The organism is Runella sp. SP2, assembly GCF_003711225.1.
Lineage (GTDB): Bacteria > Bacteroidota > Bacteroidia > Cytophagales > Spirosomataceae > Runella.
Map to the genome: position 1 here is coordinate 4,440,124 of NZ_CP031030.1, position 26,055 is coordinate 4,466,178.

Sequence of the window (26,055 nt, forward strand, 5' to 3'; positions counted from 1 at the left end):
TTTTATTGTATTCATCGCTAGACAATCTTTTTTATGACTAAATACATTTTGATGGTACTGACGGGCGCTGTTAGTTACGGCATTCTGTCTTCTTTTGTTAAATTGGCCTACGGATACGGGTATCATTCGGCCGAAATCGCGTTTTTGCAAGCTTTGCTCGGGGCGTTGCTTTTGTTAGGCGTATGGGGGGTATCGGGCAAACCCAACGCTTCTCGTTCCCAAATTCCGTTGTTGCTCGTGGCGGGGGCGGCTATTGGAGCGGCTACTTTTTTGTACTACCTATCAGTCAAATACATTCCCGCCTCTGTCGCTATCGTCCTGTTGATGCAGTTTACATGGTTTAGTTTATTGCTCGAATGGCTATTCTTCCGCAAACGACCTTTGCTTTCCGAAGGCATCATCACGGTTGTTATTTTAGCAGGCAGCATATTGGCGAGTGGGTTACTCTCCCAAGAGCCGTTTTTGTTGTCGTTGCGCGGAGTCTTTATTGTCCTCTGCGCCTCGGTGGTGTATGCTCTTTACATTGTCATCAACAGTCGAGCCGACAAAGCAACTTCGTGGCAAGCCAAAAGCGCCTGGATGATGATAGGCTCGGCGGTCGCGATATTTTTGATGAACTTCCACAGCCTTGTATTTGAGAATCACTTTGGCCTAGGTTTGCTCAAATGGGGCGTATTTTTAGCGTTTTTCGGTACGGTATTGCCCCCTATTCTTTTTGCTATTGGTATGCCCAAAATTGGTGCTTCGACGAGCGGTTTGGTACTTACCGCCGAGCTACCCGTAGCGGTATTGACGGCGCATTTTTTGCTCAAAGAACCCATCAGTTTCCCGCAACTAATGGGCATCGCTCTCATGTTAGGTTCCTTGATTGCCCTGAATCGGGTAACTCGCCAAAAGCATTAAAGTCCCTTCCGTGACGTCGGAGACGCTAGTCCGTTTTCGCCCCGACGGATGTCGTCGGGGCGAATGGCAGTACTTTTTGAAAGCGCTTAGGTTATGGCCTAAGTTTACTCTCATCTAGCCCCTCTGAATTCTTTTTTGTCATCTTCATTTTTAAGTTTAATTTGGCCTTACAACCAAACCTAAAGTAGGACGAGTCAGCAATACAACGACCAACAAACAATGACTGAATTAGAGAAATATATTCATACTTACTTCGGTGTTAACAAAGAAGACTTAACAAAAATCAGTGCGTTTTTCAAACCAATGACACTAAAAAAAGGAAAATTCTTTCTTAAAACGGGCAGATATTCCGACCGGCTTGGATTTGTTCAGGCTGGAATAATTAGAGAATTTGTTTTTATGGACGACAAGGAAGTAACCAAGTGGATTTCAACCAAGGGCTATTTTGTGGTGGACTTATCAAGTTTCGTCTTTCAGCAAACAGCTCGTTGGAACATTCAAGCACTGACCGACTGCGAGCTTTACGTTATTGATCGCAAAGACTATCAAAAAATTGGACAGGTAATTCCTCGCTGGACAGAATTAGAGAAACTATTCATCGCCAAATGCTTCACCGTTCTAGAAGGCAGAATTTTGCAACATCTTTCCATGACAGCCGAGGAAAGATATCATCAACTTTTCAATTTCAATAAAGAATTGTTTAATCAAGTGCCTTTGCAGTACTTGGCATCAATGCTTGGTATAACACCCGAAACGTTGAGCAGGCTAAGAAAAAAAGCGGCTGGCTACACTTCTTGATATTTGTCAAGAGCAAGCCTTGATTTTGTGCTGACCTTTGTATCGTTAATTAAAACGAACGACAGTGTTCACAAAACAATTCAAAAATGAAAAGTATCAACGACAACGCGCCAGTAAAATGCAGTAAGACAATCGCTATCAATGCAAGTAGTGAAAAAGTATGGGCAGTAATGACCAATATTGACAATTGGGCAAATTGGCAAACCGATATAAGTAACCCTAAATTAAATGGAGAGTTAAAACCAGAAACAACATTTGACTGGAAAACGGGTGGGGCAAAAATTCATTCAACACTTCATACCGTTGTACCATTTAAAGCCTTCGGTTGGACAGGAAAAACATTTGGTATGTTTGCAATACATAACTGGACGTTAACAGAAACAAAAGGGCAAACCCAAGTTTCGGTCAACGAAAGCATGGAAGGTTTCTTTGCTACGCTTTTGAAGAAGTCGTTCAACAAAAACTTAGAAAAAGGTATGCAAAACTGGCTAAATTTATTGAAGGCAGAATGCGAAAAATAAGTAACAGAAACGACACATAAAATCAATTTGGTATGGATGTCGGGGCCAGTGAAGTCTGATAGTGCGAGCATCCCCTCTCGTAGCTCTTATTTGCAGGCTTCTAGCCTTGCTATTGACAAATAGGCTTGAAGCTTTGGAATAACCAGCACAAGTAGGATAAGGATAGGATGCTCGCGCTATCAGCGGTTTCGCAAATACCCCCTAAATTTGTATAGATATACAAAGCTGCTTACAGTTAGAGTTTCGTATATTTGGGAATTGGTGTCAATCTTGACAAACCAATTAGAAATTAACAATACAATTGAGTAATTAAATGAACTGCAAAAACTGTAACGCCGAAATCAATTCAAAATTTTGTCCCGATTGTGGGCAACCAGCTACCCTTAAAAGAATTGACGGGAAATACATTATTCATGAAATTGAACACGTGCTACATTTTGAACGTGGAATACTATACACCATAAGAGAGCTGATTACAAACCCAGGACAGAACATACGAAATTACCTATCTGAAAATAGAAGCCGACTAGTAAAACCAATAATTTTCATAATTCTCACATCTCTAATCTATTCATTAACGATTAGTATTTTTCATATTGAAGACGGGTACGTAAAGTTTGAAGGGGCAAAAGCAGAATTATCTACACATTTTAAAATAACTAAGTGGATACAAAGCCATTATGGATACGCAAATTTAATTATGGGAGTTTTTATTGCTTTTTGGACAAAATTATTTTTTAGAAAACATAAATTAAATTTTTTTGAAATCTTGATATTATTGTGTTTTGTGATGGGAATTGGAATGTTAATTTTTGCAGTTTTTGGCATTTTTCAGGGTTTGACACAGCTAAACGTAATGAATATTGGTGGAATGGTTGGTGTAGGTTATTGTACTTGGGCAATAGGTAACTTTTACGGAAAAACACAAATTGGCAATTACGTAAAAGCGTTCTTTGCTTACATGCTGGGAATGATAACTTTTCTCTTTTTAACAATCGCATTAGGAATTGTAATAGACATAATCTCAAAAAAGTAAAGCTTAAAAGATAAGTTTGGGCTTAACGTAGTATGGGTAATACATTCGGATAGAACAAAACTCAAGCGAGCAGCTAGCCTAGCAGTGACTGCTCTCCAACCCTTTTTATTTTATTACGACACCAAAACAAAAATCGGCACTAGCATTCTAGTACCGATTCGCATTATTTACAAAAAAATTTAAAAGCTATCTTACAATCGTAAATGCCTTTCGGTACAGCTGCCCGTCGGCCAACTTAATGATGTAAAAGTAGGTACCATCGGGGACTTCTTTGCCTGTATCAGTACTTTTCCCTTGCCAATCGTTGCGGTAATCGGCGTTGCTATATACCACTCCTCCGTAACGATTATAAACCTCCAAACTTAGCTTAATCCCACGTTTGTTGGTAATCACAAACTTGTCGTTGATGCCGTCGGAGTTGGGTGAAAAGCCTTCGGGAATCACCAAATCAGGCTCGTCGGTAGGCGTCACGACACGGTCGGGTACGTTGGCCGTGGGATCGGTTGTTGAAGGGTTGGTAGGCGTCGTTGTTGTCGTGCCTCCTCCAACAGTGTTATTGTTGCTTGGCGGCGTGGTCGTTGTCACGTTTGGACACGCTTCCGACAGGGCTGCCAACGAGCCGTTGGAGAACTGCCCTGCGCTTACTTCCTTCAAGTCATAGCCACTGGTTGTCGTCAACACTTGCGACAAACCTGATTTGGGAAAGGTTTGGGGCGTGTACCACGTCAACTGCGAGGTAGAAGCGGTGGTGGTGTTGACAATATCAAACTGAATCGTCGCAATCGTGGCCCAGTCCGTCGTTAGGCGTTGGGGGCTTTTTCCCGTACCTGTGTAAAACAAATTCAACGAAACCAAGCCTTTGTTTTGACCTTCAGTAGAACCGTTGAGGTTTTGGGGGCCGTATTCTTGGCCATTTTCCGCTTCGCTACTAAATCGGTATTGTTTTTTTAACACGGGGTTTTTGAGGATACGGTTATCGTAGCTAAAACGAAAGTTGGCATCTCCCATGTTAAAATTATCGTTCATTGACACCGCGCGAACATCAACATCCACTTGGGCAATTTTGGCGTTACAGTCGATTTTACTTACTCTGAGGCGGGCATTGAACATGGTTTGGGCATTTCCTTGGCTCCACAGCCCGACGAAGAGAAGGAATAATAAGGTTATTTTTTTCATGATTCCAGTCGTTTTACGGAGAAACAACACGTTCACCCCACAAAAGCAGGGCGAACGCATTTTTCTGAATTAGTGAGGAGTACGAGAATAACGTCCGTTGTTTTTCTTCCAAAGTACACTGTCAGAGAAGTTTACATCGGCATCCATGTTGTAATCTCCTTTTTTGTACTGGTCGAAAATACCACTTTCGAGTTTCCACCTGTTTGAGTCGTTGAAGTTGATGTCAAAGTTTTCAAAGAAATCATCTTTGTTGCCATCAGCCGCATACATCAGCCACTTGTTAGTGGTGGCGTCTTTGATTTGTCCAAACGACGGCGGGTCGGTTGTCACGTAGCTATCTTGTTGTGTAAAATCAAAAGAAATTTTACCCGCTACAATAGGCACTTTTGTGGGAGACATTACCCCGAGGTGATTACGGTGTTCGACCACCACAAACAAGGCCGACGCTGTCGTGTTTATTGTATAACATGGTTGAATAAAGGTAATCGTACCGTCGTCATGCAACAGCCCCGCTCCTTTCCAAACATTGCTTACACTCACCGAATCAGTCCGTAACGACACCAACACCCAGTCAACTACTGTATTTGGATAAATAAATCCACTGGCGTGTCCTTCGGTTCCTGTATAGTTCCAAGGCACATCGTTATACGGTTGCCCTTTTGGCGTTGCCACCGCAAAATCGCCGATTGGCGTTTGGCCAGGTAGCAATCCACGTTGGTTGAGCGTCGTTTCCATCTTACTTGTACTTGGGTTAAAAGGGCCTTCAAGAAGCACCTTCAACTCCACTGTCAAACAAGCTGGTGGGAAGTTTGACGGAATAATCGTCACGGGAACTTCTACGGTCACGCACAAATTACCTTGGTCGCAGATTGTTAAACAAACCTTATCATTCCCCGTTTGGCCTGCCTGAGGCGTGTATGTCAAACATACCTCGTGGCTACTGTTGTTGACCGACAAACCTGATATGCTGCCTTTCAAAGGTACATTACATTGCGTTACTGTGTGGGTGTCGCCGCCGTTGGGGTCACTAATCGGGCCACATATCGACACGGGTACACCTTCCTTCGTCACGATTGGCGGTAAGGACACAATCGGTGCTTGAGGAATAGTAGGCACCTGAACCCGTGGATACACCGTAATTGGAATATTTACCGTGTCACACAAGGACGGACTGCCATTGTCGCAAACAATCACACAAATAGAATCACGTCCAAAATAACCCGATGAAGGGGTATAAGTGATGCACAACTGTCCACCGACGGTGGTTATTGGATTCGCCGTACCGTGTTTGGGTGCACCGCAGACGGTGAAGCTATTGGTCCCCAATCCATTCGGATCCAATATCGGCATACACGTCGTTGTTATACTGTCCTGTACCGTGATAATGGGCGTCACTACCACCACAGGAGGCTGGTTCGTTGGTGAAGTCGGTATCTCGGGCACAATCGTGATGGGAACTCGGACGGTATCACACAAACCGCCCTGATCACACACAACCAAACATACATTATCCACTCCCGTTTGACCTACATTAGGCGTGTAAGTAATACAGACTTTTCCCGTCTGATTGCTCACCGTCTGAACCGTCGTCCCTTTGCTAGCTGCGCCACACACAGTTACGGTATGTGTGTCTCCAATGTTCGGGTCGTTGATTTCCCCGCAGACAGTCTTGGCTACGCCTGGCGTCGTTACAATGGGTGGCACGACGACAACAGGTGGGTAGTTTATCACGCAATTGGTAGTCGCTACCACAATCACACTTGCACTACTAAAACACAAAGCTACTGGGTCATAAAAAGCTACGTAAAAAGTACCTGCCCCCGCAGTAGTTACGGCACTAGCTGTCAACCTATTGACATTACTAGCAGGAAGCGCGCTGTGGAAGGTAACAATCGTTCCAAACGGCTTGGCCGTCGAATCTACAAATGCCCGTAAATCAACCGTTGTGGTAGGGCAAGAATTTGTAGCCACACGAATCGGCGAAGCTTGACTGTAACACGTTCCAAAATTATAGACGCCATAATACACCCCTGGAGCTGCTGCCGCCGTCTGGGTATTGGTCATTAGGTTGGCTGCTGAAACAGGGAAGCCATTGTGCCATTCAAAAGTAGCCCCTGCTGGCGGTGCCGCCGTGGGCTGATGGGTAGTAAGATCCACCGTTGGCAGCTGGGCATATCCTATAGATATACCCAAAAACCAAACAATGCTCATTACCCAACCTATAAAGATTCTCTTGGTTTTCATATCCAAAGTTCGTTATGTTGAGTAATGATGATTTATTTCAATTGTGGTCCTACCTGCACTGCCGAACAGTTGTCAAGTGTCCAGACATCCGCAATGATTTTTTTAGGAGTAATCGTCAATAAATCAGCAGTACATGTTGTCAAAGAGCCAACAGTGAAGTTCAACGTACCAAGCGCTGTTCCGTCGTAGCGAATAGGAATGTGCAATGTCTGAACTCCCGTATTCGTCGCACAAGCTTGGGTAACCCCGTTTGCGAGTGTAATCCCCGAACCACTCACTGTCAATGGCGTAAAACATCCCGCAGTGGTCACATTGACCGTCACCACCAACGTATGCTGACTTGGCGTACCTGCAACTGGGGCTGGATAAATAATGGTTTTGGGGCAATCAATGGTACCTGCAGCTCCTGCGGAAGTGACGATTACTGTATAGGTTACAGTCGTGCAGAACGCAATTGGGGTGGTACTATCGCATACCTTGATACAGAAATAGTACGTACCTGGCGTAGCTGGGGCGGTGTATGAGTATGCACCTGTCGCGCTATTAATGGTCAAATTACTTGTTAGAGGCAGCGGGTTTGCACCAACTGGCGCAGTACAGCCAGGATCGGAAGCACCGTTAGAATAGGTGTATGCACCAAGTCCTCCTTGTGGTTGCAACTCAGTAGCAGCATTTCCAGTCTTGGCTTCTCCCGTTACGGCCGTTTGTACTGCTGGTAGAGTCACACATGGCAATGAAAGGGTTACCGTTACCCCAACCGCTGGCGCAGGGCTATAACAATTGTTGATGGCATCGTAACAAACAGGATAATAAACGCCACCTACACCCACCGTTCCTGGCAAAAGTACTTTTGTGGAGGCCGATAAGCCCGTGTTTGTGGTATGCCATTCCAAAAGTGAACCTATTGGACACGTGCTTGTCACCAAACCTGTCAAACTTACGGTTGGCAGTGGACATATATTTGTAATTGCCGTTGCTGATAACGTAGGAGCTACCGAACCTGCAGCACAAACACAAGCGTTTATTGACACTGTCACTGAGTCAGACCAGAAGCTAAAACAGCCCGTATTTTTGTCGAAGTACAAAGCGTAATATTTACCTGCAGTAGCTACCGCTGTTGCATTTGTCAGTGTATCACCTGATGAAGCTGGAATTTTTGAAGTACTCCAAACCAAATGCGTACCACTTGGTACAGTACCTGTATTTGTCAACGCATTCAAATTGACCGTTACATTAGGACAGGTATTGGCTGCCGTCGTCGCTGTGATTACAGGAGGTAAAGAACCTGCAGCAGTAGCACCCCTCATGATAAGCTTGAATACTTTGGTATTGCCAATATCTAACGAAGCCAAGTTACCTACAGTAATTCGCACTTCGTCAAAGGTTTGTGTGGTGGTAAATCCAACAATTTGACGTGATGCGCTTAATAGTTCAAGTGAAATTAAGTTTCCTCCGCTCGTTTCTCTAAGCACACCATTCAAGTAAGTCGAAACGGTCGCGGCATTTACGAGGTTTACCCCTATCAACGACGCATTTTCAATATCAAAACCTACAAATTCACCTGCGGCATGTACTGTAGCACCATCTTTAATCGAAATCGATCCGTTGGCTAAAACCCCTGCCGTCAGAATAATTTCGGCAAAGTTTGCACTCGAATTATCGACCACATTCGTTGCATCATTTACGGCACAAAGCAAACAGGCCACTCCTGAAATACCCGTGCGACTTCCACTAATCACCGCAGGATACGTTGGTTGTACAAAGTCCGTTATTGTCGTACAGGTCAATGCAGGTCCAGCGCAAAACGTTTGGAATACCGCACCATAGACCCTTGTTACGCTCAAAACACCTAGTAAGTTACTAATCTCAATCTTCACCTCATCAAACGACGCCGTCGTCACCATACCCACCAACTGCTCGCCTGTGCCTGTCAACAACGCCGAATTTAACGATAACAACGTCCCCGCGCTCGACGTCTCTTGCAACGTCCCGTTCAAGTATGTCTTTATCGTAATCCCTGACAGTAAATTCGCCCCAATCAATCCTGGGTTGGAAATGTTAAACCCTGCAAATGTTCCTGCTGGATAATCTGTCAACTGGTCTTTAACTGCCAATGAACCTACACTTCCCGCCGACACCGCCATCGTGATGGTTGCATAATCCGTGGTATTCGAGCTCACCGCATTGGCGGCATCAGTTACCGAACAACCTAAGCACGCGATGCCAGAAATACCCGTATTCGCACCGCTTATTGACGTTGGGAAAACTGGATTGTTCATCGGTGTTTGGGTGTTACAAACCAATGCTGGCCCAGCGCAATAGCTTTGGAATACCGCACCATAGACCCTTGTCTCACTCAATACACCCAATAAATTACTAATCTCAATCTTCACTTCATCAAACGACGCCGTTGTCACCATCCCTACCAGCTGCTCACCTGTGCCTGTCAACAACGCCGAATTTATAGATAACAACGTCCCCGCACTCGACGTCTCTTGCAACGTCCCGTTCAAGTATGTCTTTATCGTAATGCCTGACAGTAAATTCGCCCCAATCAATCCTGGGTTGGAAATGTTAAACCCTGCAAATGTTCCCGCTGGATAATCTGTCAATTGGTCTTTAACTGCCAATGAACCTACACTTCCCGCCGACACCGCCATCGTAATGGTCGCATAATCCGTCGTGCTTGCGCTTATCGCATTCGAAGCGTCAGTCACCGAACAACCTAAGCACGCGATACCAGAAATACCCGTATTAGCACCGCTTATTGACGTTGGGAAAACTGGATTGTTCATCGGTGTTTGGGTGTTACAAACCAATGCTGGCCCAGCGCAATAGCTTTGGAATACCGCACCATAGACCCTTGTTACGCTCAAAACACCTAGTAAATTACTAATCTCAATCTTCACTTCATCAAACGACGCCGTCGTAACCATACCTACCAACTGCTCACCTGTGCCTGTCAACAACGCCGAATTTATAGATAACAACGTCCCCCCGCTCGACGTCTCTTGCAACGTCCCGTTCAAGTACGTCTTTATCGTAATCCCTGACAATAAATTCGCCCCTACCAATCCTGGGTTGGAGATATTAAACCCTGCAAATGTTCCTGCTGGATAATCTGTCAATTGGTCTTTAACTGCCAATGAACCCACACTACCTGCTGACACCGCCATGGTGATAGTTGCATAATCCGTCGTGCTTGAGCTTATCGCATTCGCGGCATCAGTTACCGAACAACCTACACATGCGATACCTGAGATACCCGTATTCGCACCGCTTATTGACGTTGGGAAAACTGGATTGTTCATCGGGGTTTGGGTGTTACAAACCAATGCTGGCCCAGCGCAGTAGCTTTGGAATACCGCACCATAGACCCTTGTCTCACTCAATACACCTAGTAAATTACTAATCTCAATTTTCACTTCATCAAACGAAGCCGTCGTCACCATACCTACCAACTGCTCGCCTGTGCCTGTCAACAACGCCGAATTTAACGACAACAACGTCCCCGCACTCGACGTCTCTTGCAACGTCCCGTTCAAGTATGTCTTTATCGTAATGCCTGACAGTAAATTCGCCCCAATCAATCCTGGGTTGGAAATGTTAAACCCTGCAAATGTTCCCGCTGGATAATCTGTCAATTGGTCTTTAACTGCCAATGAACCTACACTTCCCGCCGACACCGCCATCGTAATGGTCGCATAATCCGTCGTGCTTGCGCTTATCGCATTCGAAGCGTCAGTCACCGAACAACCTAAGCACGCGATACCAGAAATACCCGTATTAGCACCGCTTATTGACGTTGGGAAAACTGGATTGTTCATCGGTGTTTGGGTGTTACAAACCAATGCTGGCCCAGCGCAATAGCTTTGGAATACCGCACCATAGACCCTTGTTACGCTCAAAACACCTAGTAAATTACTAATCTCAATCTTCACTTCATCAAACGACGCCGTCGTCACCATACCCACCAACTGCTCACCCGTGCCTGTCAACAACGCCGAATTTAACGACAACAACGTCCCCGCGCTCGACGTCTCTTGCAACGTCCCATTCAAGTACGTCTTTATCGTAATGCCTGACAACAAATTCGCCCCAATCAAACCTGGGTTTGAGATATTAAATCCTGCAAATGTTCCTGCTGGATAATCTGTCAATTGGTCTTTAACTGCCAATGAACCTACACTTCCCGCCGACACCGCCATCGTGATGGTTGCATAATCCGTGGTATTCGAGCTCACCGCATTGGCGGCGTCAGTCACCGAACAACCTAAGCACGCGATGCCAGAAATACCCGTATTAGCACCGCTTATTGACGTCGGGAAAACTGGATTATTCATCGGTGTTTGGGTGTTACAAACCAATGCTGGCCCAGCGCAGTAGCTTTGGAAAACAGCACCATAGACCCTTGTCTCACTCAATACACCCAATAAATTGCTAATCTCAATTTTCACTTCATCAAACGACGCCGTCGTAACCATACCTACCAACTGCTCGCCTGTGCCTGTCAACAACGCCGAATTTAAAGACAACAACGTCCCCGCGCTCGACGTCTCTTGCAATGTCCCACCCAAGTACGTCTTTATCGTAATGCCTGATAACAAATTCGCCCCTACCAACCCTGGGTTGGAAATGTTAAACCCTGCAAATGTTCCTGCTGGATAATCTGTCAATTGGTCTTTAACTGCCAATGAACCTACACTTCCCGCCGACACCGCCATCGTAATGGTCGCATAATCCGTCGTGCTTGAGCTCACTGCATTGGCCGCATCAGTCACTGAACAACCTAGACACGCCACACCTGAAATACCTGTATTGACACCACTTATAGCCGTCGGAAAGGCAGGTGTATTCATCGATGTTTGGGTGTTACAATCCAACGCTGCACCTGCACAAAAGTTCTGAAAAACAGCATCATACACCCTTGTTACACTTAAAACACCCAATAAGTTACTGATTTCAATCTTCACCTCATCAAAAGGGGCCGTCGTCACCATACCTACCAGTTGCTGCCCTGCACCTGTTAATAAGATTGAGTTCAAGGACAACAACGTTCCTGAACTAGACGTCTGTTGCAACGTCCCGTTCAAATATGTCTTTATCGTAATCCCTGACAATAAATCCACCCCAATCAAAGCTGGGTTTGAAATGTTAAACCCAGCAAATGTTCCCGCTGGGTAATCTGTCAATTGATCTTTGACTGCCAATGACCCCACACTCCCCGCCGACACCGCCATCGTAATGGTCGCATAATCCGTCGTGCTTGCACTTATCGCATTCGAAGCATCCGTTACCGAACAACCAACACATGCGAGACCTGAGATACCCGTATTGGCACCACTTATTGAAGTTGGATGCGTCGGGTTATTCATCGAAGTTTGGGTATTACAATCCAATGTTGGACCAGCACAAAACTTTTGAATAATAACGTTATAAACACTTGCAGTAAACAAAACCCCCAAAAGCGATTCGTACTCAATTCGTACTTCATCAAACGGTTGAGTAGTGACAAAACCTAAAATAGCATGACCATTACCCGTTAATAGACTAGAGTTGATACCTACCACATCGGTAACCGCATTAAATGTCTCACGAAGTGACCCATTGTTATAGGTATAAATCGTTACTGTAGAAGCGATTGACGCTCCGATAAGCCCTGCCGTCCCCACTTCAAACCCTGCAAATGTCCCCGCAGGGTATTCGTCGGCAGCATCGTTATCTTTAACAATAATCCTACCACCACAACCAATACCCGACAATGCAATAGACGCATTGTCGGTCAAGGTACTGTTCACCACTCTATCCTCATTGCTTACAAACGAAACAATCGGCACGCAACCCCCGAAGGTAGTTCCCGTTGCCGCGATGTTTGTAAATGTACCGTTGACCAGCTCTGTTTGGTCATTACAAGGTGCGCTTGCGATTTGCGCTCGGGTCTCTTGGTAGAGAAATACCAGTGCGACGGCGAGCTTTACCCAAAGCCAATAAAAATGGCTTCGGCTAGTTGTTCCTAGCATAAACGTTTTCATAATTGATAAGAGATTTGATAAGGGGATATAATAGAGATTTCAAAACGGGAAAAAGCAAGCCTTAAATAGGCTTGCCTGCACTCTTGGTTTTCTTGACCACCAGCGGTATGCACAAATTCGGTGGACAACAATCAATTGCTTCGATGATGATAGGACAGCACCCTTCCGCAGGGCAGCTTCCCGCATCGGCACTGATGCTGTATGCTCCTGCCTCCGATAAATTGATGGAATTTCCTGTACCCACTTGCGTCGTTCCCTTAAACCATCGAACGTTGGTGAAGAAACTTGGCACGGTCACCGTAATTTCTTGATTTGAGCAAAGTTTGATTGGGACACTCACACAAGCATGGGCTATATCGTCTTCGAGTAGTGAGTTATTGTTTGGCGTCGAATCGGGATCGTCTTGGTCTGAGGCCGTCACTTCCGCCCGGTTGAAATGTACGCCTTCTGCCAAAACTTGCGTATTGATTGTTAGCTCTACGCTGTCACCTGGTGCGATGCTTGCAATGCTCCACGTCACCACTTGACCTGCTGGCGTGAGTGCTGGCGAAGAACTAAGCCACTTCAAAGCCACTGGAAGCGAGTCTGTTACCACAACGTTTGTCGCTGAGTCTGGCCCATCGTTTTTGACAGTTAGTTTAAATATGGCCGTACTACCTACAGTTGCTTGGGCAGCCGAGATACGTTTTTTGCTCAATGACAAATCCGCAACTTTTCCTGCACAACGCTGCGCAGGACACAGCGTTGCTTTCGTATATTCCACTCCTGTGGCCACATCCGTAAGTGTGTATTGATTGCCGCTAATGTTTACCTCGTTCATCCCTGTTTTAGGGAAATCAGTACTGGTTTGCCAGTTTAAATCAAAACAAGGGTTTGTCAACGCCCCTTTATAATCCATCGAAATACACGAGACGGTCGTCCATGCTTGGGTCACTTGGCGCGCCGTTGGCGTTCCTGTGGGGATGTATTTTACATTGAGTGACACCACACCACTGGTCGCATTTTCGGTACTTCCTGTCAAATTCTGGGCCGTGTAGCGGTTGTCAGATGCGGGAGCAACAGATGAAAAAGCTTCTTGCGAAACAATTTGTGGGTTTGTCAAAAGGGTTGCGTTGTAATTGAAGCGGTAATTGGCATCTCCCATCAAGAAAGCACTTTCGGCATCCGCAGCGCGTACTTCCACCCTCAATACTAATTTTTTGGTTTCACAATCAAAGCTTTTTACCGATAACCGTACGCCGAATTTGGCCTTACTTGCCTGACAAAACTGATCAGCACACACGGTTAGGTTTTCAAAAACCTTGGCTGAGGCCACATTTTTAGTTGTGTAGGCAAAAGGGGTAGCAGTTGTTACGATTACCTCGTTCATACCCGTTCTTGGAAAATCTGTATCTTTTTGCCACGCAAGTGTGTAGCAACCTGTTATGGCAAGGACATCAAACGACAAACAGCTCACCGTTGTCCAGTCAGTTGTTACTTGCCTTGCTCCTGCCCTGCCTGCAAAAATGGTATTTAGAGAAACTATACCATTTGTAGCCCCCGCCGTACTTCCTTCTAGGTTCTGAGATTGGTAGGCAATTTGGCTAGCGGGTGCATTTCCTGAGAAATTTTCTTCGCTTACAATCGTGGGGTTGGCCAATTGTTGGGTACTATACCGAAAACGATAATTCGCATCTCCCATTAGGAATGTACTATCGGCGTTATTGGCCTTAACTTGGACTTGCACTACCATTTTTTTGGTAACGCAATCAAATGATTTGAGACTCAATCGCACTGCAAAAGAGCCTTTTTGGGCATGGGTCGCAATCGACACCAATAGCAAGCCAACGGCTGCCAACAGTCGTACAAATTGTTTCATCGGAAAAGGGGTATTTGTAATGGAAGATGTAAACGATAAGCAGGTAGTGCTCACACCACGAGCAACCGTTCTGAGGAAGAGTCTAGAAAATAAAACACCTTGTTTCGCAGCTTCTCGGAGCCTTGAAAATGACGAATAATCGCCTGATAGTGATGATTTTGGGACAAAAAGTTCCCTATCACCATTTTTGCAGTATCTTTGCATGGTGTTAACCTGTTTTTGGGGTTCAACCAACGAAGGAGGAGAAAGAAGGCTTGATTACTTTGGTCGGTACTAAGGATTCTTTCCCTCCTGTTTTGATATTTTTATTATACTTCTCTGCTACATTGTCATTTTTTTCTTTAAAAAACCTATTTGTATATATCCCAAAAGAGTCCAACAAATCGGTTTTATTTTTAGTTATCGAGCATCAATTTTGAGGCCAAGCAACCTGCAAAAAAAATGTGCTTTTTTTTTACATAGCCAATTCACACTTTGGCATAGGTTAATTCAAAAAATATACTGATGAATTGAACAATACTGCGTATATTTTTTTTCTTCACCCTCTCCTACCCAAAAAACTACACGAAACACCAATATCTCATATACCAATGTTCTATTTTGATATATAAACTACAATTTTGAATACCAATAACTACAAACATATACTAATAACTAGCACGCTTTTTGTTATACAAAAACCAACTGCCTCAATCATCCATTGACTGATTGATTGGCTTAGGTATTTACATAAATTTACTTTTCCGTTCGTTATGAATAGTCTGACCCCTGTTATTGCAATTGCTGATATAACCCTTGCAAATCAAGTGAAGGAGTTTGTTGTACAACTTCCTTTTATGCAACCTCCCATTGTCTGTCAATCAGGCACCCAACTGTTGGGCATTCTAAATACCCAAGATGCCAATATCCTTTTTTGGGGGGCTGATTTCACCGACATACCAGGGTTTGATTTGTTTCAACTCCAAACAAATCTTCCACCCGTTATTGTTGTGAGTCATTCCAAAGAGATGGCCCTAGCAGCCTTTGATGTAGGCGCGCTCGACTACTTGGTCTCACCGCTGATTCCGCTGCGCTTTCAAAAAGCTTGTTATCGGGCTTTACACGTAATGAGTCACGCCAGTAATTTGACGTTAGCGGACAAAATCATGGTAAAAATTGGGCGAAAAATACACGCTATTCTTTTTGAAGAAATCCTGTTTATTGAAGCCTATGGCATGTATTCAAAAATCTGCAAAACAAACGGCAAAGTACTGGTAATCAACGATGTAATTACCCGTCTTGAACACCAGCTACCTTCCAAAATTTTTACTCGGGTACACAAATCCTACATTGTTAATATTCAGAAGATAACAAGTTTTGATAAGAAAAATCTTTACATCGACGACAAAGCCATTGAGATAGGCGTTACTTACAAACTCCGCCTAAATAGTTGGCTCAAGTTATTGGACAAAGAATAAAAAAACGGCATCCAGCTTACTTTGTCGTAAGTTGGATGCCGCCATAATGCTTAAAGTAGGGTATTGAATTTAGGAGAGCCTAAATTGAAGGTATGTTTTGGCCAAAAGTGCTATTTTCTGAAAATCTGGCACCCGAATCCGCTCTTCTTGAATGCGAGAGGCAGACGTTTCTTTAATTTTATTAAACAAGGTCAAATAATAGACATAGGCTAAATAAACCCCCATACGAGCACTACGTGGCAGCTGTTGAATGGCAATGTTAGCCGCATCAAAATCGGCCTGAATATCGGCTTCGATTTTTCGCTTGGCTTCTTTGGAAAACAAACGAAAATCGACTTCTGGGAAATATACCCGCCCACGATCGACAAAATCGCTTTTCAAATCGCGCAAGAAATTCACTTTCTGAAACGCCGCGCCCAATCTCCTTGCACCTTCTTTGAGGTGATCAAACATCTTGCTATCGCCTTCACAAAATACCCTCAAACACATCAACCCGACCACTTCCGCCGAGCCATAAATGTATTCGTCGTACAGATTTCTATTGTATTCCAAGGGAGCCAAATCCATTTCCATGCTGTGCAAAAACGCATCAATCAAATCACGTTCGATTTGGTATTCATTCACCACCAACTGAAACGCGTGAAGCACGGGGTTGAGACTGATACGCTGCTCAATTGCCTCATACGTATCGTAACGAAATTTGTCTAACAAAAACTTTTTATCGTGGTCATGGAACGTATCCACAATCTCGTCGGCGTATCGAACAAAACCATAAATGGCGTAGATGGGCAAATGAAACTTCGCATCTAACGTCTTGATACCCAACGTAAAAGAAGTACTGTAGCGCTCCGTGATAAGCTTGCTACATTCCAAGGCTGTCTGATTAAATAACTGTATCATGGAGAATGGTTTGGTTTCTTTATGCTTTCTCAACTTCATCGGCGACTACTAGGCCCGAAATCAACGACGGCGGTACGCCTGGCCCAGGTACTGTAAGTTGTCCTGTATAAAACAAATTAGCTACCTTTTTGTTTTTAAGGGTTGGCTTTAAAAATGCCGTTTGCATCAGTGTATTTGCTAAACCATAGGCATTCCCCTTAAACGCGTTGTAATCCGACATAAAATCGCGGTGGGCGTAGGTACGTTTATAGACCACATGCGAACGAATATCTTCCCCGACGTATGTCTCCAGACGTTCCATCACTACGTTGAAATACCGTTCGCGAATTTCGTCCGAGTCGTCCTTTAAATCAGGTGCAACAGGAATCAACAAAAACAAATTTTCGCAGCCCTCAGGTGCCACCGAAGGGTCGGTTTTGGACGGTGCCGATGCGTAAAACAAGGGCTTACTGGGCCACTGTGGTTTGGTATATATTTCGTGGGCGTGCAGCTTGAAATCTTCGTCAAAAAATAGATTGTGGTGCTGTAGTTTTGGGATACGTTTATTAACACCCAAATAGTACAACAACGACGATGGCGCAAGGGTACGTTTGTCCCAATACGTATCCGAATAATTGCGGTACTGCCCCAGCAATTTTGTATCAACATGATGATAATCAGCCCCTGCCACCACCACGTCGGCGTCGAACGTACCCGTCTCGGTCACTACTTGTTTGGCTACCCCTCCCACTACGTCGATGCGAGTCACGTTTTGATTGAGCAAGATTTTTACCCCTTTTTCTTCCGCCAGCGCCACCATTCCTTTCACAATCTCGTGCATTCCCCCCATCGGATACCACGTCCCCATCGAAATTTCGGCGTAGTTCATCAGGCTGTACATGGCAGGCGTATTCTCAGGCGTTGCTCCCAAAAATAAAATGGGAAACTCCATCAATTGCAGCAGTTTTGGATCCGAAAAATACTTACGGATGTGCCCAGCAAAAGTCTGAAGCACGTCCATTCGGCCCAAATCGTAAAGGAGTTTTAGGCTCACAAACTCCCAAATACTCCGACTGGGCTTCCAAACGAATTTGTTCATACCCACGTCGTATTTGTACGCCGCTTGTTCCAAAAACGCCTCCAAACGCTGCCCGCTGCCAGGCTCTATTTGCTCAAAAAGTTGTTTTAATTTATCGATTCCCGCAGGAATATCGACGGCCGAAGTGGCATCAAAAATAACGGCATACGAGGGGTCTAGCCGCACAAGTTGGTAGTAATCAGAGGGCTTTTTGCCAAATTTTCCAAAATACGTCTCAAACACGTCGGGCATCCAGTACCAGCTGGGGCCCATGTCAAACGTAAAACCTTTTTCACGAAAAACCCGTGCCCGCCCACCAGGCACGGAGTTTTTCTCTAAAATGGTTACCTCAAATCCTTTATTAGCAAGGCTAGTGGCGGCCGAAAGCCCCGCAAAACCTGCTCCGATGACGATTACTTTTTTCAACGTATAAATTGTTCTTCCGTGATGAATGTAGTAACTAAACTCGTAAACCCCATCAACGGTTTTAGAATATACGCAAAAAAGTTAAAAATTACGGTTTGACCACGACCCCGTCTTTCATTACGAAAGTCACGTTTTGAAGCGTTTTGATGTTTTGAAGGGGGTTTTCATCAGTAGCAATGATATCGGCGTATTTGCCTTTGCTAATGCTACCCATGTTGGCTTCTTCGCCCAAAATCTGCGCGGGTACGATGGTCGCCGACTTAATGGCTTCCATTGGCGGCATTCCTACTTCGGTCATGTACTCAAACTCTTTGGCGTTTTTTCCGTGGGCAAATACCCCCGCATCGGTTCCGAAGGCGATTTTTACGCCTGCTTTATAGGCTTTTTCAAATGTTTTCTGAATCAACGGCCCGATTTCCAACGCTTTGGCGCGAACAAACGGGTGGAAATACCCAATGATTTTGGCAGAATCGGCCGCCGAACGTCCCGCAATGATGGTAGGTACGTAATAGGCACCCGTTTTTTTGAAAATCTCAATAGCCTCATCGTCCATGTACGTTCCGTGTTCGATGGTCGTCACGCCCGCGCGCAACGCCCGCTTCATCCCTTCGGCACCGTGGGCATGCGCAGCTACGTGGAAGCCGTAATCTTTGGCCGTAGAAACGATGGCCGATACTTCATCGTCGGTAAACTGAGGCGCTTTTCCACTCTTGGCAATGCTCAACACCCCACCCGTGGCGGTGATTTTGATGCAATCGGCTCCGTCTTTGTAGCGTTGACGCACGGCTTTGCGGCCAGCTTCGGGCGAGTCCACGACGCCATCGGTCATTTTTTCGGGAGCGGTAAAGTGGTTGCCTAAACCGTTGGTAGGGTCACCGTGGCCCCCCGTTGTTGCGAGGGTTTGGCCTGCCGTAAAAATGCGCGGCCCCACGACCAAGCCTTTGTTGATGGCGTTGCGCAGTGAAATATTGACGCCACTTCCGCCCAAATCGCGCACGGCGGTAAAGCCCGCCATCAGGTTGATGTAGGCGTATTTTTGGGCTTCAAACGCAATGTCAGCGGGCGTATAACTGACGCGTTTGGCAAACTGGTCGCGGCTAGTTTCGCTTTCGATGTGCACGTGCATGTCGGTCAAGCCTGGCAAAACGGTTTTGTTTTTTAGGTCAATCACTTTGTCGGTACCTTGGCCTTTGGTATAGCCTTTTTCCACGGCTGTGATTCGGTTTTTCTCCACCACAATCGTCATTTGGTCTTGGGCGGCGTCTGCTAAGCCGTCGATAAGTTTTCCGCAGTGGATGAGGGTACGCTGGGCGTACAATGAAGAGGAAGCAGCGAGCGCCATGGCCCCCGCAAGAAGATAGATTTTTTTCATTGGGATTTGGTCTTTGTTTGAAAAGGCAGCTCAAAGAAAACAAACTGTGACGACATCTCCACAGAAAATTTTGACAAAGCCGCCATCTATGTTATTTTATTGTTAATGTGGATTGAATCGTCTCACCCGCAGAAAGCCGCTGAAGAATTCCACCGCAGATTGGCGCTGAAAAAAGCTTACATCAGCGGGCATCTGCGGCTTTCAATCTGCGCCAATCTGCGGGTATTGTCCCTGTAACCAAATCATTGGTCGTTGATTTATTGACGCAAATCTCACCCATTTATCCCCACGACAAGCCCGAAGGTGTTGCCATTCTCAGCAACACGCTCATCGCAGTTTCTAACGACGATGATTTTGGGGTGGTGGACAACGGGCAAAATAGCTTCACCACGAAGATTTTACCTGCCACAAGAAAAGTGGACAAGAATCGTATCTATTTCATCAAGTTATCAACGCCGTTGAAGTAAGCATAATTCAGCATACAAAAACGAGGCGCTTCGATGGAAGCGCCTCGTTTTTGTATTCTAAATTCTCACTCCGCCCGCACAATGTACTCAGGCTTCACGGTCTCGAATTGGTTGAGACGCAGCCACAGTTGGGCGAGCACAACCACGTCTTCTTTGCAGTAGCGCCGAATGCGGTCGAGGTCTTTTTCGGCATAATACACCCGCGTCACATCTTCACCGCTGATGTCTGACTTACTGCTCGGAATTCCAAACAGCGCTGCCAGCAAGTCCAACTGAGCAAAGCTTTTGTAGTCGCCGTAACGCCACATGTCGAGTGTGTCTTGGTGAAGGATTTCCCACGGCTTTTTGCCCGAAAGTTGGAGTGATTCGGGCAGTGTAATGCCGTTGACTAGCATCCGTCGGCAAATGTAGGGGAAGTCAAACTCTTTGCCGTTGTGGGCGCAGAGAATGAGCTGGTTTTGGGGGTATTTTTCGAGCAATTCCTTAAACTCCAGCAGCAAAGCCCGCTCGTCGTCGCCCGCGAGGGATTTTACTTTAAAACGCGGCTGCTCATCGGTGGTATTCCAATACAGCGCCCCAACTCCGATGCAAATGATTTTGCCAAACTCCGCATAAATCGCCGCCCGACGGTAAAACAAGTCGAACGGAGCCACGTGGTCATCGTTGCGAATATTGGCGGCTTTGCGTTCCCACTGCTCCTGCATTCGTTCGTCAAGCTGGTCAAATGAAGCTTTCGACGAAACCGTTTCGATGTCGATAAAAAGTACGTTTTTAGCTTTTTTGCGGAGATCCATGGCTGTGAAGTTTAAGGAATAAACTATTATTTCGGGAAACGCATTCGGTAATCTACCTTCACTGCGCCTTTGGTAATATCAGCCAAGCGTTTTTTGAGCATTTGTCGCTTGAGCATCGGCAAATAATCCGTAAACAATTTACCTTCTAGGTGGTCGTATTCGTGTTGAATGATACGAGCCGCCATGCCATCGTATTCTTCGATGTGTTCGTTCCACTCAGGGTCACGGTATTTAATTTTGAGTTTTTCGGGACGATATACATCCGCCCGAATTCCTGGAATACTCAAACAACCCTCTTCAAACGCCCATTCATCGCCCGTTTCTTCCAAAATTTGGGGATTGATAAACACCTTTTTGAATCCTTCCAAACTTGGGTCTTTGTCCTCTTCTTCTTCGTCCTCGTTGAGAATAGTACCATCTACGACAAACACGCGAATACTTTGTCCTACTTGTGGCGCAGCCAACCCAATGCCCGACGATTCGTACATGGTTTCGTACATATTAGCTACAAATTCGGCCAAGTTGATTTCGTCTTTTTCAATGGGTCGAGCCACTTTACGCAAAACGGGATCGCCGTATGCTACGATGGGAAATATCATGGAAATTATTTTTTCGTGGTTAAATACGATTGTAAGATGATGGTCGCGCTCATTTTATCGATGTTGGATTTATCCTGACGGTCACTTTTTTTGGTTCCCATCGAAATCATCGTTTGGAGTGCCATACTGCTGGTAAAACGCTCGTCGTGTTCGTAAACGGGTGTTTCGGGAAACGCTTTTTTGAGTTGTTTAATAAACCCTTTCACGTGCGGCGTGTTGTTGGTATCGGTATTATCCAATTTTCGGGGCATTCCTACCACAAACGCTTCAACGGCTTCCGTGGTGGTGTAACGCTTCAAAAAGTCGATTAATTCGTGCGAACGAACCGTATCAAGCGCCGTCGCAATGATTTGCAAAGGGTCTGTCACGGCGATTCCTGTCCGTTTTGTACCATAATCAATCGCAATGATTCGCGCCATTTGTTCGTTATTTCATCGTTTAAACCTTATAGGTTTTGAAAACCTGTAAGGTTTACGTAATTAATTAAGTTGCAAATATAGCAGAAAATTCGTCAGCCTCTTTGGGGAAAAATGTTGAAAAACCACCTCAACGAAATGACATTTTGGCAGAACTGGAGCGCTCGCATTATTATTTTATAGAAAAAAGCGTTCCCCAAACAATGTCTTGTTAAATATTGTTAAAAGTTAGAAATTGGGGCACGGAATGCTTTTAAAACGCGTTATCTCGGTACTTTTTTACAAGCAATCACTCAAAAAACCATAACCAAAAGCTCATAAAAGTCATGAATCAGAATTGGAAATCATTGGCATTGGTTGGACTTATTTCAAGTGCAGCGACCATCGGAGGTTACAAGCTTATTGGAGGTCTTGACGATACCAAAGACGTTATTTTCAAAGAAGCTGACAGCCCATTAGCTCGCTTCACTTCGGCTCCTCCTGCGGGAGCAGCCGTTGATTTTACTTACGCTGCTGAAATATCAACGCCAGCGGTAGTTCACATCAAAGCATCAGCCATGCGCCAGGCCCAGCAAAGAGGCATGGATTTATTCGATTTCTTCGGGGAAGACTTTGGTTTCCGCCGTGGCGGGCCTCAAAAGCAAGAGTCATCAGGCTCGGGAGTCATCGTTAGCGCCGACGGGTTTATTGTCACTAACAACCACGTCGTAGAAGGTGCCGAAGAACTCGAAGTAGTAATGTCGAACAAGCGCACTTACAAAGCCAAAGTAATCGGCACAGACCCTTCTACGGACATTGCGGTCATTCAAATCCCTGCCAAAGACCTACCTTCGCTCGCGTTTGGTAACTCCGACGCCATCAAAGTAGGTGAATGGGTAGTGGCCGTAGGAAACCCTTTCAACTTGGAATCGACCGTGACAGCGGGGATTGTAAGTGCCAAAGGTCGTGGAATTGGAATTTTGAACCAACGCCAATCAGCCAACCGCCAAGGCGGAGACACGCCTCTTGAGTCGTTTATTCAGACAGATGCCGTTGTTAACCCTGGTAACTCAGGAGGCGCGTTGGTAAACTTGAAAGGGGAATTAGTGGGTATCAACACCGCCATCGCCAGCCCAACAGGTAGCTACGCAGGCTATGCCTTTGCCGTACCTGCTAGTTTGGTGAAGAAAGTGTCAAGCGATATTATTAAATTCGGTGGCGTTCAACGTGGATACATTGGTATCATACCTGAAGAACTCGACAGCAAAAAAGCTGATCAGTACGACGTGAAGGTAGCAACAGGTATCTACGTGCAAGGTTTTGGTGAAGGTAGCAGCGCGGCCAAAGATGCAGGCTTGAAAGTAGGTGATGTTATCACCAAAGTCGATGGTATTGAGGTGGACTCTGACCCTAAATTCCGCGAGCTTGTAGCTCGTAAACGCCCAGGAGAAGCTGTCAATTTGACTGTCAACCGCAACGGGTCAGTAAAAGATTATAGTGTTGTATTACGTAACCGCGAAGGTGGCAAAGAAATCATCAAAACGGACGAAGCAGATGTAGCCCTTGGTTCACTTGGGGCTCAGTTTGGAGACCTCAATCAACGTGAAGTACAACGTCTTCAACGTGCCAACATCAGTGGAGGTGTAAAAGTAACAGCCATGCAAGGCGGAAAACTTGCCCGAGTAGGCGTAGAAGAAGGTTTTGTGATTACGAAAGTCAACGATAAGCCAGTCCGTTCGGTGAAAGAGCTTAAAGCAGCTTTGGCAGGAAAGAGTGGTGGTCGCGTTCAGATGGAAGGTTTGTACCTCGATTATCCCGAAGACGTTTATTCGTTTGGATTTAATTTGTAATCTTTGATTTATAACTTAAAGGGTTAGGGCTTTCCAAGTCCTAACCCTTTGTTTTTTTCAGAGGTTTAGTTATTATTGCTTGTTCTCCTAACCATCTTCTACCATGACAACCGCGATTATCATCACCATTTGTCTCTTAATCTTAGCTGCTTATATATTTGATATTACCTCTTCAAAAACCAAAATACCATCTGTTATTTTATTGCTCCTTATGGGTTGGGGAGTGCGCCAGCTTTCGATGTCAACGGGGCTTTTTATTCCAAATCTCACCCCTGTACTGCCAATTTTGGGAACTATTGGACTCATCCTTATTGTCTTAGAAGGCTCCCTGGAATTACAACTCAATGGTTCAAAACTTGGATCTGTCAAAGAATCGTTCATGGTGGCACTACTTCCTATGGTAGTTTTAGCCATCGGAGCGACTGCTGCTTTTGTCTATTGGGGGGGAACATCTTTTAAAGATACACTATTAAACGTACTTCCATTATGCGTCATCAGTAGCGCCATTGCCATTCCGAGCGTCAAAAATTTACCAAATACCCAAAAAGAATTTGTCATTTATGAAAGCAGTCTTTCTGACATTTTGGGCGTGGTATTTTTTAATTTTGTGGCCTTCAACGAAACCTTCGGCTTTAGCTCACTTACCCAATTTGTTGGTCAGTTGCTGGCTATTATTCTCATTTCATTTGTGGCTACGGGCGCACTGTCGTACTTATTGAGTAAAATCGACCACCATATTAAGTTTGCGCCCATTATTCTGCTCATTATTTTGATTTATAATGTCTCAAAAGTCTATCACCTTCCTGCCCTGATTTTTATTCTTATTTTTGGGTTGTTTCTGGGAAATTTAGACGAAATCAAGCGATTTGGCTGGATAGAGAAGCTTAAACCCAACGTCCTTGACCGTGAAGTGGCGAAGTTCAAAGAAATTGTCATCGAAGCGACGTTCGTGATTCGGGTTTTATTCTTTTTATTGTTTGGTTACCTGATGGAAAGTGCCGAGATTTTTAACCCTAATACATTTGTGTGGGCAGTTGGTATTGTAGCGGGGATTTTTGTCGCCCGAGCTGCTGCCCTAAAAATATACGGCCTACCCCTTTCGCCGTTGGTGTTCGTTGCGCCACGTGGTTTGATCACCATTCTTCTTTTTTTAAGCATCCCTGCCACGCAAATGATTCCTTTAATCAACAAATCTCTGATTATTCAAATCATTATTCTCACTGCCCTCATCATGATGGCAGGCTTGATGTTCAACAAAAAAGGAGAGCAGGAAAAAGATACTCTTTAAGTGTCGAGGGTTGAATGGAGAATGTCAAACGTGCTGAGGGTTGCTCACAACCCGAATTTTGGTTCTACTCAGGGAAAGGTTGTCAAATTGACAACCTTTCCCTATTTTTGTAACACTATGAGAATCATTGCCAAACGTACTTTGAGGGATTTTTGGGAATTAAATCCTGACTCAGAAAATTCATTATTAGAATGGCATGATGTTGTTACAAGTATAGTATGGCACACTCCCAATGATGTAAAATCAACATTTGGGAATGCGAGTATCATTGATAAAAATCGCGTTATTTTCAATATCAAAGGCAACGATTACCGACTTATTACTCATATCGATTACGTCTTTGGAATCGTATTCATACTGTGGGTAGGAACGCACGCAGCCTATGATAGAATTGATGCAAAAAAAATTGAATTTAAACGAAAGTCTCAACCATGATAAAACCGATAAAGACAGAAGAGCAGTACGAGGAGGCACTTGAGCGTGTTTATCATTTACTTCAAACTGAGCCACAACCTCAAACCGAAAAAGGCGATGAATTGGAGTTATTGGTAACTCTTATTGAGTCGTATGAAGCTATATATTACCCTATGAGTGCTTCCGACCCCGTAGCCTATTTAAAAAATAAGATGGCTCAAAATGGACTCAAACAAATAGATCTGATTCCGTTTATTGGGGATAAAGCTATGGTTTCTAAGGTATTAAATAAAAAAAGAGAATTAACTCTTTCAATGATTAAGCGTTTGAGTAAAGGACTAAATATCCCTGCTACTCGCTTAATTGGGCATTAAAAAGAATGTCAAACGTGCAGAGGGCTGCTCACAACCCGAATTTTGGTTCTGCATTTTGGGATTATACGTCGGGGTGTAAGCACCCCGACGCACA

General features: G+C 44.9%; 20 protein-coding genes. 10 read left to right on the forward strand and 10 right to left on the reverse strand.

The window, feature by feature from the left end; all coding sequences use genetic code 11:
- Window positions 1–33 precede the first annotated feature (33 nt).
- The 4 genes from DTQ70_RS17760 to DTQ70_RS17775 all read left to right on the forward strand — a co-directional run bounded on the left by DTQ70_RS17760 (window position 34) and on the right by DTQ70_RS17775 (window position 3,258).
- Complete coding sequence (locus tag DTQ70_RS17760) at window positions 34–903, forward strand: DMT family transporter (protein ID WP_122932048.1); 870 nt, start codon at window positions 34–36, stop codon at window positions 901–903.
- A gap of 219 nt (window positions 904–1,122) precedes the next feature.
- Window positions 1,123–1,701: a Crp/Fnr family transcriptional regulator gene (locus tag DTQ70_RS17765; protein ID WP_122932049.1), complete on the forward strand. Its 579-nt coding sequence runs from the start codon at window positions 1,123–1,125 to the stop codon at window positions 1,699–1,701.
- 86 nt (window positions 1,702–1,787) lie between these two features.
- On the forward strand, window positions 1,788–2,222 hold the full coding sequence (locus DTQ70_RS17770; protein WP_122932050.1) for an SRPBCC family protein: 435 nt from the start codon (window positions 1,788–1,790) through the stop codon (window positions 2,220–2,222).
- A 313-nt stretch (window positions 2,223–2,535) separates the two neighbouring features.
- Entirely contained in the window at window positions 2,536–3,258 is a 723-nt protein-coding gene (locus DTQ70_RS17775) for a DUF3667 domain-containing protein (protein WP_122932051.1), read from the forward strand.
- 186 nt (window positions 3,259–3,444) lie between these two features.
- On the opposite strand, the gene DTQ70_RS17780 is transcribed toward DTQ70_RS17775, so the two are convergent.
- From DTQ70_RS17780 to DTQ70_RS17795, 4 genes are all read right to left on the reverse strand, one after another.
- Complete coding sequence (locus DTQ70_RS17780) at window positions 3,445–4,434, reverse strand: gliding motility-associated C-terminal domain-containing protein (RefSeq protein ID WP_164490092.1); 990 nt, start codon at window positions 4,432–4,434, stop codon at window positions 3,445–3,447.
- Between the two features lie 69 nt (window positions 4,435–4,503).
- Window positions 4,504–6,678, reverse strand: coding sequence for an Ig-like domain-containing protein (locus DTQ70_RS17785; RefSeq protein WP_122932053.1), 2,175 nt, complete (start codon window positions 6,676–6,678; stop codon window positions 4,504–4,506).
- A 32-nt stretch (window positions 6,679–6,710) separates the two neighbouring features.
- Window positions 6,711–12,710 carry a hypothetical protein gene (locus DTQ70_RS17790; protein WP_122932054.1) on the reverse strand — a complete coding sequence of 2,000 codons (6,000 nt, stop codon included), beginning with the start codon at window positions 12,708–12,710 and terminating at the stop codon, window positions 6,711–6,713.
- A 61-nt stretch (window positions 12,711–12,771) separates the two neighbouring features.
- Window positions 12,772–14,568, reverse strand: coding sequence for a DUF11 domain-containing protein (locus DTQ70_RS17795; RefSeq protein ID WP_164490093.1), 1,797 nt, complete (start codon window positions 14,566–14,568; stop codon window positions 12,772–12,774).
- A gap of 752 nt (window positions 14,569–15,320) precedes the next feature.
- Here DTQ70_RS17795 and DTQ70_RS17800 point away from each other — a divergent pair.
- Window positions 15,321–16,025: a LytTR family DNA-binding domain-containing protein gene (locus tag DTQ70_RS17800; RefSeq protein WP_122932056.1), complete on the forward strand. Its 705-nt coding sequence runs from the start codon at window positions 15,321–15,323 to the stop codon at window positions 16,023–16,025.
- A 69-nt stretch (window positions 16,026–16,094) separates the two neighbouring features.
- Here the strand turns inward: DTQ70_RS17800 and DTQ70_RS17805 are convergent, their stop codons facing one another.
- The 3 genes from DTQ70_RS17805 to DTQ70_RS17815 form a co-directional block, all read right to left on the reverse strand.
- A complete protein-coding gene (locus DTQ70_RS17805; RefSeq protein ID WP_122934463.1) occupies window positions 16,095–16,925 on the reverse strand; it encodes a phytoene/squalene synthase family protein in 831 nt (276 codons plus the stop codon).
- A gap of 19 nt (window positions 16,926–16,944) precedes the next feature.
- Window positions 16,945–18,408, reverse strand: coding sequence for an NAD(P)/FAD-dependent oxidoreductase (locus DTQ70_RS17810; protein ID WP_122932057.1), 1,464 nt, complete (start codon window positions 18,406–18,408; stop codon window positions 16,945–16,947).
- Between the two features lie 88 nt (window positions 18,409–18,496).
- The gene (locus DTQ70_RS17815; protein ID WP_122932058.1) at window positions 18,497–19,780 is read right to left on the reverse strand and encodes an amidohydrolase family protein; all 1,284 of its coding nucleotides are present in this window, start codon (window positions 19,778–19,780) and stop codon (window positions 18,497–18,499) included.
- Between the two features lie 245 nt (window positions 19,781–20,025).
- Here DTQ70_RS17815 and DTQ70_RS17820 point away from each other — a divergent pair, with 245 nt between their 5' ends.
- The gene (locus DTQ70_RS17820) at window positions 20,026–20,247 is read left to right on the forward strand and encodes a hypothetical protein (protein WP_122932059.1); all 222 of its coding nucleotides are present in this window, start codon (window positions 20,026–20,028) and stop codon (window positions 20,245–20,247) included.
- Between the two features lie 65 nt (window positions 20,248–20,312).
- Here DTQ70_RS17820 and DTQ70_RS17825 read toward each other — a convergent pair whose 3' ends face one another.
- From DTQ70_RS17825 to ruvX, 3 genes are read right to left on the reverse strand one after another with little or no spacing between them, the layout of a single operon-like run.
- Complete coding sequence (locus DTQ70_RS17825; protein WP_122932060.1) at window positions 20,313–21,041, reverse strand: ribonuclease H-like domain-containing protein; 729 nt, start codon at window positions 21,039–21,041, stop codon at window positions 20,313–20,315.
- Window positions 21,042–21,067: 26 nt separating this feature from the next.
- Window positions 21,068–21,640: a peptide deformylase gene (def, locus tag DTQ70_RS17830; protein WP_122932061.1), complete on the reverse strand. Its 573-nt coding sequence runs from the start codon at window positions 21,638–21,640 to the stop codon at window positions 21,068–21,070.
- 5 nt (window positions 21,641–21,645) lie between these two features.
- A complete protein-coding gene (gene ruvX, locus DTQ70_RS17835; RefSeq protein ID WP_122932062.1) occupies window positions 21,646–22,059 on the reverse strand; it encodes a Holliday junction resolvase RuvX in 414 nt (137 codons plus the stop codon).
- Between the two features lie 323 nt (window positions 22,060–22,382).
- Here ruvX and DTQ70_RS17840 point away from each other — a divergent pair, with 323 nt between their 5' ends.
- The 4 genes from DTQ70_RS17840 to DTQ70_RS17855 all read left to right on the forward strand — a co-directional run bounded on the left by DTQ70_RS17840 (window position 22,383) and on the right by DTQ70_RS17855 (window position 25,961).
- A complete protein-coding gene (locus DTQ70_RS17840) occupies window positions 22,383–23,885 on the forward strand; it encodes a trypsin-like peptidase domain-containing protein (RefSeq protein WP_122932063.1) in 1,503 nt (500 codons plus the stop codon).
- Window positions 23,886–23,988: 103 nt separating this feature from the next.
- Window positions 23,989–25,173 (forward strand): cation:proton antiporter, encoded by a 1,185-nt coding sequence (locus DTQ70_RS17845; protein ID WP_122932064.1) that lies wholly within the window; start codon window positions 23,989–23,991, stop codon window positions 25,171–25,173.
- A 117-nt stretch (window positions 25,174–25,290) separates the two neighbouring features.
- On the forward strand, window positions 25,291–25,608 hold the full coding sequence (locus DTQ70_RS17850; RefSeq protein ID WP_122934464.1) for a type II toxin-antitoxin system HigB family toxin: 318 nt from the start codon (window positions 25,291–25,293) through the stop codon (window positions 25,606–25,608).
- Window positions 25,605–25,961, forward strand: coding sequence for a type II toxin-antitoxin system HigA family antitoxin (locus DTQ70_RS17855; protein ID WP_122932065.1), 357 nt, complete (start codon window positions 25,605–25,607; stop codon window positions 25,959–25,961). The genes DTQ70_RS17850 and DTQ70_RS17855 overlap by 4 nt, the downstream gene beginning before the upstream one ends.
- The last annotated feature ends 94 nt before the right edge of the window (window positions 25,962–26,055 follow it).